Genomic DNA, 14,045 nt, shown 5'->3' with positions numbered 1-14,045 from the left:
ATGCAGGTCAGCTTTTATTCCATGTCCTTGAGCCACTCAGAACTCTTGAACCACTTGTCATGGATGCGATCGTAGGTGCCGTCGTTGCGGATCTGGTGCAGGAAGTTGTTGATGAAGTTGATGCTGTCGTAGTCGCCCTTCTTCAGGCCGAACGCCAGGGGTTCAAAGGTGAACGGCTGATCAAGGAACACCAGTTTGCCGGCGCCGACCTTGTTCACGGCCACCACGTTGTACGGGGCGTCATAGACGAAGGCGTCAGCCTTGCCGTTGACCACGTCCAGAACAGCTTCCTGCTCGTTGTCATAGCCGTGGTACTTGGCTTTGGAGATCAGCTTCTTGGCCACCATTTCGCCGGTGGTACCGAGCTTGGAGGTCAGGCGGTATTTCTCGTCATTCAGGTCTTTGTAGGACTTGATGGTGCCCTCCAGCTCCTTGCGGATCAGCAGGGTCTGGCCGACCACGATGAACGGTTCGCTGAAGTTCAGACGCAGGTTGCGTTCCTGGGTCAGGGTCATGCCGCTGCCGATCATGTCGAACTTGTCGGTCAACAGGGCCGGGATGATGCCGTCGTAACCGGTGGAAATCGGCTCGAACTTCACGCCCATCGACTTGGCCATGGCCTTGAGGATGTCGACTTCAAAGCCGATGATTTCACCGCGTTTGTTGGTCATCTGGAACGGCATGTAGGTCGGGTCCATGCCGACTTTCAGCGTACCGCGCTTGACCGCATCATCGATGGCGCCGGCATGTGCCGCGTTGACCGCCACCAGTGCGGTGACGCCCAGCAGCAGCATCGAAAGATACTTTTTCATCATCAAGTCCCCTGAACTCATTTTCTTGTGAGGTCGGCGCGCAAAAGGGCTGCACCATTTCGGGGTGCGATCCTAACTCACTCACCGCCGGGTACAAAGGTTTCGCCGGGATTTGTTGCCAAGGTATGACAGAAAAGCCCCATAACCGTGCAGAGAAAGGCATGGCTAGACACCTCGATCCACGGCCCAGCCAATTGCTTGATGTGTAAGCAGTTATGACTACCAGTCCACTTCCGCCATCCAGCCCGAGTCCTTGAACCACTTGTCATGCAGCCGATCGTAGGTGCCGTCCTGGGCCACCTGGTTGAGGAAATGATTGATCCAGTTGAGGCTGTCGTAATCGCCCTTTTTCAAGCCGAACGCCAGGGGCTCGTAGGTGAAGGGTTGCTCCAGCGCCAACAGCGCACTGTTCTGGGGCTTGGTAATGGCGATCAGGTTATACGGCGCATCATGGATAAACGCATCGGCCTTGCCCTCCACCACCTGGCGCACGCCTTCTTCAGGTGTTGGAAAACTGCGCAGCCGTGCAGTGCCGAGAAACCTTTTCGCCGCCGCCTCGCCTGTGGTGCCTTCGGCGGCCACGATCCGGTAACCGGCCTCGTTCAAGTCCTCGATGCTCTGGACCTTGTCGGCCAACCGAGGGTTCAGCAGCACGGTCTGGCCGACGATGATGAACGAGTCGCTGAAATTGAGGGTCAGGTTGCGCTCCTGCGTGACAGTCATGCCGCTGCCGATCAGGTCGAACCGGCTGGCCAGCAGGCCGGGAATCAGGTCGATATACGGTACCGAAACCAGCTCCAGCTTGACCCCCAGCGCCTTGCTCATCTCCCGGAGCAGGTCAATTTCAAACCCGACGATCCGGCCTTTCTTGTCGGTCATCTCAAAGGGCACGTAGGCCGGATTGGTGCCGACTTTCAACACACCCCGCCGAACGGCCTCATCTATGGCTCCGGCATGCGCCAGGTAACCGTGGGAAAATGTGACGATGCCGAGCAGCAGCATCGACAAATACCTTTTGATCATGAAAAAAGCCCCTGTTCCATTAAACACTCCCACACCCGGCCACGCGCAAGTTCGCGTAAGCCGCAGGCTTCGAGTCAGATTTGGGGGGCGATGCTAACCCACTCGCAGGCACGGCAATATGCCTCGGAGAAGGGTCTTTTGTTTCGAAATAACAAGGAGTTAGCGCGATGCAGCAGAAGGGAAAAACAACGTAGGACGGTTATCGCAAACGCCCCCGAGGTGGCACCTCGGGGGCGTCGGAATCAGGCCGGTTGAGCCTGGGACGACAGCGGCTTCAATGGCAGCAATGGCGCATGCGGATCGGCCTTGACCGACTCGCGCCAGGCGCTCAGCCACTCGGCGTGGCCTTCGCTCCAGACCTGCTCGTGCAAGCGTGCCAGGGCGACCGGGTCGCTGAGCAAGGCCAGGCGTTCACCGTTGTTGAGGCCGGCCGGGCCGACTTTCAACGCGTGGCGAACCCGGTCAACACGCAGCCACTCAATCGGCTCCGCCTGCCCGTGACGGGAAGTTGCCAAGGCGCACGCCAGGGCGTTCTGCTGCGGATCGACCACCGCCCGCACAAAACCGTCATTGAGCGCATGCCAACGGTTTTCGTGGGTGTACTTGTCGGTCGACAACAGCGCCTGGGGCGGATTGTATTCCTCGGGGATCAGGAACAGGCTCTCGTCGCGAGACTTGAGGCCCAGTTTGACCCGGCTGGAAATCACCGACACCGGAATCGACAGCATCAGCGAACCGACGATCGGCACCAGCCACCACAGGAAGCTTGGGTTCAACCACACCACCAGCAGCGCCCAGAAGAAGCCGAGCAGGGTCTGCGGACCGTGGCGCTTGACTGCCTCGCTCCATGGCGTGGAGTCGTCGTCACGCTGTGGCGAGTTCCAGGTCGCCGCCCAGCCGAGGAACGCGGCCAGTACGAAACGGGTGTGGAAAATCATCCGCACCGGCGCCAGCAACATGGAGAACAGCATCTCCAGCAGCATCGACAGGGTCACCTTGAACTTGCCGCCGAACTCTTTCGCGCCCTTGGCCCAGATCAGGATGATGCTCAGCAATTTAGGCAGGAACAGCAGCACGATGGTGGTGGAGAACAGCGCCACCGCCTTGTCCGGATGCCATTGTGGCCACAACGGATACAACTGGCGCGGCGCCATGAAGTACTGCGGCTCCATCAGTGTGTTGACCGCCAGCAAGGCCGTGGACAGCACCAGGAAGAAGAACCACAACGGCGCCGACAGGTACGACATCACGCCGGTGAGGAACACCGCACGGTGCACCGGGTGCATGCCTTTTACCAAAAACAGGCGGAAGTTCATCAGGTTGCCGTGGCACCAGCGACGGTCACGCTTGAGTTCGTCCAGCAGGTTCGGCGGCAGCTCTTCGTAGCTGCCCGGCAAGTCGTAGGCAATCCACACGCCCCAGCCGGCACGGCGCATCAGCGCAGCTTCAACGAAGTCGTGGGAAAGAATCGCACCGGCAAACGCACCTTTACCCGGCAACGGCGCCATGGCGCAGTGCTCGATAAACGGCTTCATGCGGATGATCGCGTTGTGACCCCAGTAGTGGGATTCACCCAGCTGCCAGAAGTGCAGGCCGGCGGTGAACAGCGGGCCGTACACCCGGGTGGCGAACTGCTGCATGCGCGCATACAGGGTGTCCATGCCCGACGCACGCGGCGCGGTCTGGATAATCCCGGCATCCGGCGTGGCTTCCATCAGGCGCACCAGGCTGGTCAGGCATTCGCCGCTCATCACGCTGTCGGCGTCGAGCACCACCATGTACTTGTAGTCACCGCCCCAGCGACGGCAGAAGTCGTCGAGGTTGCCGCTCTTGCGTTTGACGCGACGGCGACGGCGGCGATAGAAGATCTTGCCGAAGCCACCGGCTTCGCGGCACACGTCGAGCCAGGCTTGCTGCTCGGCGATGCAGATGTCGGCCTCGTTACTGTCGCTGAGGACGAAGAAGTCGAAACGGTCCAGGTCACCGGTGGCAGCCACCGATTCGAACGTCGCGCGCAGGCCGGCAAATACCCGGGGCACGTCTTCGTTGCAGATCGGCATGACCAGGGCGGTGCGGGCGTCTTTCGGAATCGGCTCGTCACCGGCACTTTTACCGGAGATACGGTATTTATCGTGACCGGTCAGCAGTTCCAGGAAGCCCATCAGCGCGGTCCAGAAACCGGCCGAGACCCAGCAGAACAGAATCCCGAACAGCACAAGGATGCTGGTTTGCAGGGCGTAAGGCAGTACCTGGGTCGCGGTTTGCAGCAGGGTCTGGTTGCGGATCTCGTCAAAGTCGACGAAGGACCAGCCCTGGTACGGCATGATGCCTTTCATGTACCAGCCGGCAACGATCGTCTGGCCGAGCATCAGCACCAGCAGGATATAGCGACGGATCGAACCGACGGTGCGCCAGCGGGCGGCCGGCAGTACGCGCTCATCCTTCGGCGGGGCCGGTGGATTCGTGCGGCCGGTCAGGCGGCGCCAGCCACGCACCAGGATATTGGTGCGCCACGGCTCAGGCACGACCTTGGTCCGACGGATCGGCGGCGTGGCCTTGAGGCAAACCCGGCCGCTGGCGTCGAGCACCAGCATTTCGGCGTCTTGCAACTCTTCGGCAGTGTTGAGGGTCAGCCGGGCGCCTACCGATGCCTGGGCAGCGTCGGCAGGCGCGTCGAACGTGGACGATGACAGGCGCTTGTGCAATTCACTGAAGGACTCGCAGCCCGCCAGTTCGGCGCGCTGCTCATCGGTCATCGGTAGATGCGCCAGGTACTCGGCAAGAGTCTCTGGCTGGACTTGAGAATTACTCATCGGCAGGCAACTGATAGCTCCAGGTTTCGGTCAGGACTTGCTCTGTCTTGGCCTGATCCTGGGTAGGGAGTGGTGTGGCTGGGGCAGCCGCTTCCGGCTGCTTGGCGTCCTTGTCCTTGGCGTCTTTCTTGGCTGCTTTCTCGTGCTGCTTGGCCAGGACCTTGTCGGCTTTCAACACTTGGGTCGAAACCTTCTCCGGTTCCGGCTGCACGATGTCCTGAACCAGAGCAGCACGCATTTCAGTCGGCTTGCCTGCGTCCTTGATCTTCATGCGCAGGGTCAGGCGCCAGCCTTGGGTGTGCGGGTTGTAGCGCACGCTGTTTTCAACGATTTCGGCGTTGTCGCCCACGCTGACCTGGCTGCGAACCGGTGCGTCAGCTGGCAATTTCTTCAGGGACGGGCCCTCGAAGTCCACCAGGTAAGCCACGCTGCCGTCTGGCTGACGGATCAGGTTGGATTGCTTGACGTCGCCGGTGGAACGCAGGGTCTGCTTGACCCAGGCGCTTTCTGGCGAATGGAACTCGGCGTCTTGCAATGTCCAGTGCAGGCGGTAGGCAACGTCCAGCGGCTTGCCTGGCTCCGGCAGTGTTTCCGGGCTCCAGAACGCAACGATGTTGTCGTTGGTTTCATCGGCGGTCGGAATCTCTACCAGGTCGACGGAGCCCTTGCCCCAATCGCCTTCAGGCTCGATCCAGGCGCTTGGGCGCTTGTCGTAGTTGTCGTCGAGGTCTTCGTAGTGGCTGAAGTTGCGGCCGCGTTGCAGCAGGCCGAAACCACGCGGGTTTTCCACGGTGAAGTTGCTGACCGACAGGTGTTTGGGGTTGTTCAGTGGGCGCCAGATCCACTCGCCGTTGCCGGCATGGATCGACAGGCCGCTGGAATCGTGCAGCTCGCGACGGTAGTTGAGGACCTTGGACGGCTGGTTGGCGCCGAACAGGAACATGCTGGTCAGCGGGGCGATGCCCAGCTTGGTGACCTTGTCACGCAGGTACATCTGGGATTTGACGTCGACGATGGTGTCGGTACCCGGGCGCAGGATCAGGCGATAAGCGCCGGTGGCCCGCGGCGAATCCAGCAGGGCGTAGATCACCAGTTGTTTCTCACCCGGTTTTGGACGCTCGATCCAGAACTCGGTGAAACGCGGGAATTCTTCGCCGGACGGCAACGCAGTGTCGATCGCCATGCCGCGGGCAGACAGGCCGTAGACCTGGTCCTTGCCCACGACGCGGAAATAGCTGGCGCCGAGCATGGTCATGATTTCGTCTTGCTTGTCACCCTTGTTGATCGGGTACAGCACACGGAAACCGGCATAACCCAGCTGTTCGGTGGATTTGGGATCAAACTTGACGTCGCCGAAATCGAAGCGGGACGGGTCGTACTTGATTTCCTGAACGCTGTCGGCGGTGACTTCGTTGATTTTCACCGGTGTATCGAAATGCATACCCTGGTGGTAGAAGGACAGCTTGAACGGGGTGTTCTGATCGGCCCACTCGGCTTTTTCGTTGCGGAAACGAATTTTCTGGTAATCAGCGAATTTCATTTCGCGGAATTCGTTCGGCAAATTGCTGCGCGGAGCTTCGTATTTCTGCCCGGCCAGCTCTTTTGCCTTGGCCGACACATCATCCAGACTGAATGCCCACAGTTGACCCGCGCCGAACAGGCAAAACAGGGCAGAGCCCGTCACCAGTACGTTTCGTAACCGTTTGGCAGACAATTTTGGTGCATTACAGGGACTAACAATCACGAGCAACCCTCGCCGAAAACAGATCAAAAAACCAACGGCCAGCTATCTATATGCCAGGTTGGCGAGCATTGTTCCGACTCCCATGGGGCTAAATGATTCCCCAATGGCTATCGGACAAGTCTCTACCTAAGTCAAAAATGGACCAATTAACGCTGATCCCCGTAGCGCGCGATTATCTAGTAGCCCGCGTGACAACGCATCAGGGTCAGCGAAGTATTTGTAGCGAAAACCCGGTTTTTTGGGCATCACAAGTCGTTTTCAGTACATTCACGTCTGTAACAGGAAGGTGACCGGCCCATCATTGACCAAATGCACCTGCATATCAGCGCCAAAACGCCCTGCCGCTACCGTGCCATGCAATTGTTGCGCTTGTAACAGCAGATAGTCGAAAAGCGCCTCGCCCAACGCCGGCGGTGCCGCCGTGGAGAAGCTCGGCCTCAGCCCACTCTTGGTGTCTGCCGCCAGGGTGAACTGCGACACCAGCAGCAAACCGCCGCCAATGTCTTTCAAGGACAGGTTCATCTTGCCCTCGTCGTCGCTGAACACCCGATAGTTAAGCAGCTTATGCAGCAGCTTGTCGGCGCTGGCTTGCGTATCCGAAGGCTCGACAGCCACCAGCACCAGCAAACCCTGGTCTATCGCCCCGACCACCTGCCCTTCTACCTCGACCCGGGCGCCGCGCACCCGTTGCAAAAGGCCCTTCATGCTTCTTCAGGCGGCAAATCAAGCAGGCGCCGTGCCATTTCACTCGCCGCACGCACCAGCGCATCGGTAATTCCGGGTTCGGAAGCCGCATGGCCGGCCTCGCGGATGATCTGCAGCTCACTGTTGGGCCAGGCCTGATGCAGCTCCCAGGCATTGTCCAGCGGGCAGATCATATCGTAGCGGCCATGCACGATTACGCCAGGCAGGTGGGCGATCTTGTGCATGTCGCGGATCAGTTGGTCAGGTTCAAGGAACGAGTTATTGGTGAAGTAATGGCATTCGATACGGGCAATCGACAGGGCGCGCTGGGGTTCGGAGAAACGCTCGATCAATTGCGGGTTCGGGCACAGGCCCAACATGCGCCCTTCCCACGTGGACCAGGCCTTGGCGGCGTGCATCTGGGCGATCTGGTCGTTGCCGGTCAGGCGCTTGTGGTAGGCGCTGAGCAGGTCGTGCCGCTCCTCCGCCGGGATGGGCGCCAGGTAGTCCTGCCAGTAATCGGGGAACAGCCGGCTGGCGCCAGCCTGGTAGAACCACTGAATGTCCTGGGGGCGGGCCAGGAAAATGCCCCGCACGATCAGGCCGTGCACACGCTCCGGGTGGGTTTGCGCGTAGGCCAGGGCCAGGGTCGAGCCCCAGGAACCGCCGAACAGCACCCATTTTTCGATGCCCAGGTGTTCGCGAATCCGCTCAAGGTCGGCCACCAGGTCCCAGGTGGTGTTGTTTTCCAGGCTGGCCCGTGGGGTGGAGCGCCCGCAGCCACGCTGATCAAAAGTAACAATTCGGTACAGATTGGGATCGAAATAGCAGCGGCTATTGGCATCACACCCGGCGCCGGGGCCGCCATGGATGAACACAACGGGCAAGCCTTCCGGGGAACCGCTTTCGTCGACGTACAGGACGTGGGTTTCATCGACGGCCAGATCGTGCCGGGCGTAGGGTTTGATCTGCGGGTACAAAGTCTGCATTGCGCGCTCCGTAAGGGGTCGAGTTCATCCCTGGGGGGACGTCTATTATTTTGCCGTCTGGCATCATAAACCCGAATTGTGCAATGAGCATGTCCTCGTGGACCTAGACCTGTGTCAGCAGAACACCACGCAGGTAGTCCAGCAGATAAACGTACAGCCGGTCGACCTCCAACACCTGGCCCCGGGCCCGCAGGCAGCCGTGAACCAGGCCTTTGCCGGGATACAGCGTGGCCGCCACCCCGGCGCCTTGCAGGCGTTCGGCGTAGAGCATGCCGTCGTCCCGCAACGGGTCGAACTGGGCGACAGCGATCAAAGCCTGCGGCAACCCGCTGAAATCCACGGCCAGCAATGGCATGGCGTAGGGCGACGGCTTGCCCGGCCCACGCAGGTAAAGGGCGAGATAGCACTCGGTGTCGGCGGTACTGAGCAGCGGCGCGTCGACGCAATCGCGGCGGGACGGCAGGTCGGCGGGGCCGCCCAGGCCGGGGTAGATCAGGACTTGCGCCAGGGGCTGCGGCTGATGGTCATCCCGCAGGCCCAGGCACAGGGCCGCCGCCAGGTTACCGCCGGCGCTGTCACCAGCCACCACCAGACGCTGAAGGTTGATCGGCTGGGGCGCTTCGCCCACCTGGATCGCCTGCCAGACCGCACGGCAATCCTCAAAGGCGGCCGGAAACGGGTGTTCGGGTGCCAGGCGGTAATCGATGGCGATGACCAGCACTTGCAGTGAGTCGGCCAGCTCAGCACACATGAAGTCATGGGAATCCAGCCCGCCGACCACCCAGCCGCCACCGTGCATATAAAAGATGCATGGCCAGCCGCTATCAGGGGTTGGCGTCGCCGGTTGATAAATGCGTACGCCCACGCCACCCAGGGAAACGTCTGACACCTGTAACCCTTCGGGCCGCGCCGGGGTGAACGCCTGGCACATGCGGTCATAGCCTCGGCGCAATCCGGCCAGCGATGTGTCGTCGCTGGTGAAGGATTCGGTTTTTTCGACGAAGGCGCACATCTGCGCGGAAATCGGGTAATGGGACATCGAAGGATCGTCCTGAAGATAAGGATTTAACAGCCGCCACGAATCCAATGTGGGAGCGGGCTTGCTCGCGAATGCGGTGTATCAGTCAATACTTGTGTGGCTGACCCACCGCATTCGCGAGCAAGCCCGCTCCCACATTTTGATCTTCATTTGCTCAGGGCTTGAGGCTGGCCTGCACCGCCGCCACGCCGTCTTTTCCATCCAGGGTCGTTACACCCGCCAGCCAGCGCTGCAAATCCTCGGGGTTGTCGCGCAACCATTGTTTGGCCACCTCCTGCGGCGTCTTGCGGTCCATGATCGGCACCATCAACTGGCTTTCCTGGGCCGCGGTGTAGGTCAGGTTTTCCAGCAGGCGGGTCACGTTGGGGCAACGTTCGGCGTAATCCGGCGCCGTCACCGTGGAGACCGTGGCCATGCCTTCGTTGGCGCCAAACACATCTTCACTGCCGGTCAGGTACGCCATTTTCATGTTGATGTTCATCGGGTGCGGGGTCCAGCCGACAAACACCACGAACTCCTTGCGATTCACTGCCCGCTGCACCGCCGCCAGCATGCCTGCCTCGCCGGACGCCACGAGCTTGAAGCCGCCGAGGCCAAAGCGGTTGCTGTCGATCATTTTCTGGATATCGGTATTGGCACCGCTGCCCGGCTCGATGCCATAGATCTTGCCGCCCAGCTTGTCCTTGAAGCGGGCAATGTCGGCAAAGGTTTTCAAGCCGGCGTCGGCAACGTACTGCGGCACCGCCAGCGTCGCTTGAGCGTCGGACAGGCTCGGCTTGTCGAACACCTTGACCTGCTTGGCCGCGAGGAATGGCGCGATGTTGTTGTCCATCGCCGGTTTCCAGTAGCCGAGGAAGATATCCAGGCGCTTGTCGCGGATGCCGGCAAAGATGATTTGCTGCACGGCGCTGGTTTGCTTGCTGTCATAGCCCAGGCCATTGAGCAGCACATCGGCCATGCCGCTGGTGGCGATCACGTCGGTCCAGCTGACCACGCCCATGCGCACGACCTTGCACGAGGCCGGGTCGGCAGCCATCGCGTTGGCGCTCAAGAGTGCGGCGCCGGTGAGAATCAACAGACAACGGTTGAACAGTCTTTTCATCGATGCGGTCTCACTCGGCAGTTTTTATTGTGGGAGTGGCGTCTGACGCGCCGTGCCCAACACCTTACCCAGCGAGACCTTGATCAAAGCGAACTGTGGCGACAGGGATTTGCACACAGACGACTTGGGAGGTGTGTTGCTGTTGAGGGCCTCTTCGCGAGCAAGCCCGCTCCCACATTCGACCGTGTTCCTCCTGAAGAAACACGGTCGAATGTGGGAGCGGGCTTGCTCGCGAAGGCTATCTCAGCAGCGACGCCACTCAGGAGTAATGCCGCTTGCCCCACGCCAGAAACCCTTCCAGTAGTTCCTTCAACACCACCCGCGTCGGCTCGGCCAGGTCGGCGCGATAACGGAAGGGCTCAAACTCTTCCATGTAGGTGCACTGCCCCAACTCCAGCTGCACGGCGTGGATGTTCTCGGCCGGGTTGCCGTAGTGACGGGTGATGTGCCCGCCCTTGAAGCGCCCGTTGAGCACATGGCTGTACTGCGGGTGGCCGGCACAGATGGCTTCCAGTTCGCTGGCCAGCTGCGGATCGCAGGCCGCGCCGTTGAAGGTGCCGAGATTGAAGTCCGGCAGCTTGCCTTCGAACAGGTGCGGGATCACCGAGCGGATCGAGTGCGCATCAAACAGCAGCGCATAACCGAACTCGGCCTTGAGCCGGGCCAGTTCGTTTTGCAGAGTGCGGTGATACGGCGTCCACACCTGCTCCAGGTACGTGGCGCGCTCGGCCTTGGACGGTTCCAGGCCTTCGCGGAACAGCGGCACACCGTCAAACAGTGTCGCCGGGTACAGGCCGGTGGTTGCGCCAACGTACAGCGGCTTGTCGTCTGAAGGCCGGTTCAGGTCGATGACAAAGCGCGAATACTCCGCCGCCAGAGTGCTGGCGCCCAGCGCTTCGGCGAAGTCATACAGCGTGGGAATGTGCCAGTCGGTGTCCGGCAGGCTTTGCGCCTCGGGGATCAGCCCGGCTTGCACCGCCGGCGTCAGGCGCAGGCCCGCGTGGGGCATGCTGATCAGCAGCGGCACACGGCCTTGTTTGAAGTTCAGAACCTTATCCACAGCGGTACTCCTTAAACGGTGACTTCGACGCCGTGGCGCACGACGCGTTTATCCAGCTCGCCACCCAGCCAGTAGGCCAGGTCGGCGGGACGATCAATCTGCCAGGCGACAAAATCCGCGACCTTGCCCACTTCCAGCGAGCCATGGCTGTTGCCCAGGCCCAGGGCGGTGGCCGCGTGTTGCGTGGCGCCGGCCAGGGCTTCTTCCGGGGTCATGCGGAACAGGGTGCAGGCCATGTTCAGCATCAGGCGCACCGACAACGCCGGCGAGGTGCCCGGGTTGAGGTCGCTGGCGATCGCGATCTTCACGCCGTGCTTGCGCAGGGCATCCATCGGCGGCAACTGGGTTTCCCGCAGGAAGTAGAACGCGCCCGGCAGCAGCACCGCGACGGTGCCGGAAGCGGCCATGGCGATGGCGTCTTCCTCAGTCATGAATTCCAGGTGGTCCGCCGACAGCGCCTGGTACCGCGCCGCCAGGCTGGAGCCATGCAGGGACGACAACTGTTCGGCGTGCAGTTTTACCGGCAAGCCAAGTTTCCGGGCGGCGATGAACACGCGCTCCACCTGCTCCGGTGAGAACGCCAGGTACTCACAGAAGGCGTCGACCGCGTCCACCAGGCCTTCCGCTGCCAGCGCCGGGAGCATTTCGGTGCAGATGTGATCGATGTAGGCATCGGCCCGGTCCACGTACTCCGCCGGCAACGCATGCGCCGCCAGGCAGGTGCTGCGCACACTGACCGGCAACTCGGCGCCGAGGCGACGGATCACCCGCAAAATCTTGCGCTCGCTGGCCAGGTCCAGGCCGTAGCCGGACTTGATCTCGACGGTGGTTACACCGTCGCGCAGCAAACTGCGCAGGCGCTTGTGGCCGCTGGCAAACAGTTCATCTTCGCTCGCCGCACGCGTGGCGCGCACGGTGCTGGCAATACCGCCACCGGCCGCTGCGATCTCGGCGTAGCTCACGCCTTGCAGCCGCTGCTCGAACTCGCCGCTGCGATTGCCGCCGAACACCGTGTGGGTGTGGCAGTCGATCAGCCCGGGCGTGACCCACGCCCCTTGCAGGTCATGGGTGGTTGCGTAGTTCGCATCCGGCAGATCGGCGCGCGGGCCGATCCACTCGATGAGCGTGCCCGAGGTAACAATGGCGGCGTCCTCGATGATCGAGTAGTTGCCCTGGGCCATGGTTGCAACGTGGCAGTGTTGCCAAAGCGTTTTCATCAACGCCTCCATTAGGTTATCGATGAGACAAAGCCGGGTCGTAGTGAACCTTGGCCGTTTGCCCGGCGGCGGGCTTGACCCACAGCAGATAGGCGACGATCAGCAAGACGATCCACACGGCGCCGACCATAAGAGCGGCCTGGGTGTCCGGGAAGTAACCCAGCACGCCGAAGATGAACAGCATGAACACGATGGCGGCCGCTGGCGCGTAGGGCCAGAACGGCACCGGGAATTTCAGCTCGGCAATCTGTTCCCTGGTCATCGAGCGACGCATGGCCACCTGGGTGACCAGGATCATCAGCCATACCCACACCGTGGCGAAGGTCGCAATCGAGGCGATGACCAGGAACACGTTTTCCGGGATCAGGTAATTGAGCACCACACCGCCGAGCAACGCGGCGCCCATCACCACTACGGTCATCCACGGCACGCCCTGGCTCGACAGTTGGGCAAAACCCTTGGGCGCCTGCCCTTGCTGGGCCAGGCCATACATCATGCGACCGGCGCCGAAGATGTCGCTGTTGATGGCCGAGACGGCGGCCGAGATCACCACGATGTTAAGGATGGTCGCCGCCGAGCCTATCCCCAGGTTGCTGAAGATCTGCACGAACGGGCTGCCCTGGCTGCCGATCTGCGGCCACGGGTAGATCGCCATCAGCACAAACAATGTCAGCACGTAGAACAGCAGGATACGCAACGGCACGGCGTTGATTGCCTTGGGGATCACCCGCTGCGGGTCCTTGGCTTCGCCGGCGGTGATGCCGATGATTTCGATGCCGCCAAACGCAAACATCACCACCGCGAAGGACGCGATCAAGCCACCCACGCCGTTCGGCATGAAGCCGCCGTGGGCCCACAGGTTGCTGAGGCCGGTAGCGGGTGCTTCGCCCGCCGAGTGAATGCCGAACAGCATGATGCCGAAGCCGCCGAGGATCATTGCGACGATGGCACCGACCTTGAGCAGCGACAGCCAGAACTCCATTTCGCCAAAGACTTTGACGTTGCACAGGTTCAGGCCGCCGATCAGCAACACGATGCCCAGCACCCAGACCCAGCGCGCGACTTCGGGAAACCAGAAGCCCATGTAGATGCCGAAGGCGGTGACGTCGGCGAGGCAGACGATGATCATTTCAAAGGCGTAGGTCCAGCCGAGGATAAAGCCGGCCATCGGGCCCAGGTAGGTACTGGCGTACTGGCCGAAGGAGCCGGACACCGGGTTATGCACGGCCATTTCGCCGAGGGCGCGCATGACCATGAACACCGCGGCGCCACCGATCAGGTAGGCCAGGAGCACGGCCGGGCCGGCCATCTGGATGGCGGAGGCAGAGCCGTAGAACAGCCCGGTACCGATCGCGGAACCGAGGGCCATGAAGCGAATATGTCGGGCGGAGAGCCCGCGGTTTAAACCTTTTTCCGAGTGCATTTCTCGTCCTTAATTATTTTTATCCTGAGAAAATTCGAAGCGGTGTGGACAAGCTTTTTGTGGCGAGGGAGCTTGCTCCCGCTCGGGTGCGCAGCGCCCGCAAGTTTTTGGGGCCGCTACGCAGCCCAGCGGGAGCAAG

General features: G+C 61.3%; 10 protein-coding genes and 1 pseudogene. All 11 read right to left on the bottom strand.

The genetic code is table 11. The features are described from left to right. Positions 1-14: 14 nt before the first annotated feature. On the bottom strand, positions 15-812 hold the full coding sequence (locus QF039_RS31310) for a transporter substrate-binding domain-containing protein (protein ID WP_003209284.1): 798 nt from the start codon (positions 810-812) through the stop codon (positions 15-17). 219 nt (positions 813-1,031) lie between these two features. Continuing rightward, entirely contained in the window at positions 1,032-1,835 is an 804-nt protein-coding gene (locus QF039_RS31305) for a transporter substrate-binding domain-containing protein (protein ID WP_043226395.1), read from the bottom strand. A gap of 237 nt (positions 1,836-2,072) precedes the next feature. Next, positions 2,073-4,648: pseudogene (gene mdoH / locus QF039_RS31300) on the bottom strand (glucans biosynthesis glucosyltransferase MdoH); the annotation flags it as partial. Beyond that, positions 4,641-6,392, bottom strand: coding sequence for a glucan biosynthesis protein G (locus tag QF039_RS31295; protein WP_008439280.1), 1,752 nt, complete (start codon positions 6,390-6,392; stop codon positions 4,641-4,643). The gene QF039_RS31295 and the pseudogene mdoH, both read right to left, overlap by 8 nt. Positions 6,393-6,659: 267 nt before the next feature. After that, the gene (gene dtd, locus QF039_RS31290) at positions 6,660-7,097 is read right to left on the bottom strand and encodes a D-aminoacyl-tRNA deacylase (RefSeq protein ID WP_087692908.1); all 438 of its coding nucleotides are present in this window, start codon (positions 7,095-7,097) and stop codon (positions 6,660-6,662) included. Next, positions 7,094-8,065, bottom strand: coding sequence for a prolyl aminopeptidase (gene pip, locus QF039_RS31285; RefSeq protein ID WP_008439282.1), 972 nt, complete (start codon positions 8,063-8,065; stop codon positions 7,094-7,096). The genes dtd and pip overlap by 4 nt, the downstream gene beginning before the upstream one ends. A 103-nt stretch (positions 8,066-8,168) precedes the next feature. Next, entirely contained in the window at positions 8,169-9,104 is a 936-nt protein-coding gene (locus QF039_RS31280; RefSeq protein WP_177020725.1) for an alpha/beta hydrolase, read from the bottom strand. Positions 9,105-9,258: 154 nt separating this feature from the next. Further along, positions 9,259-10,206, bottom strand: coding sequence for a choline ABC transporter substrate-binding protein (locus tag QF039_RS31275; protein WP_010169147.1), 948 nt, complete (start codon positions 10,204-10,206; stop codon positions 9,259-9,261). Between the two features lie 259 nt (positions 10,207-10,465). After that, on the bottom strand, positions 10,466-11,266 hold the full coding sequence (hutG, locus tag QF039_RS31270) for an N-formylglutamate deformylase (protein WP_087692905.1): 801 nt from the start codon (positions 11,264-11,266) through the stop codon (positions 10,466-10,468). Positions 11,267-11,277: 11 nt separating this feature from the next. Further along, the gene (hutI, locus tag QF039_RS31265) at positions 11,278-12,483 is read right to left on the bottom strand and encodes an imidazolonepropionase (RefSeq protein ID WP_177022532.1); all 1,206 of its coding nucleotides are present in this window, start codon (positions 12,481-12,483) and stop codon (positions 11,278-11,280) included. 16 nt (positions 12,484-12,499) lie between these two features. After that, entirely contained in the window at positions 12,500-13,906 is a 1,407-nt protein-coding gene (locus tag QF039_RS31260) for an amino acid permease (protein ID WP_214499642.1), read from the bottom strand. Positions 13,907-14,045 lie beyond the last annotated feature (139 nt).

It is taken from the genome of Pseudomonas sp. W2I6 (assembly GCF_030815935.1).
Lineage (GTDB): Bacteria > Pseudomonadota > Gammaproteobacteria > Pseudomonadales > Pseudomonadaceae > Aquipseudomonas.
Note: the sequence above shows the minus strand (reverse complement) of the source record. Positions and strands in the feature narration are given on the sequence as shown.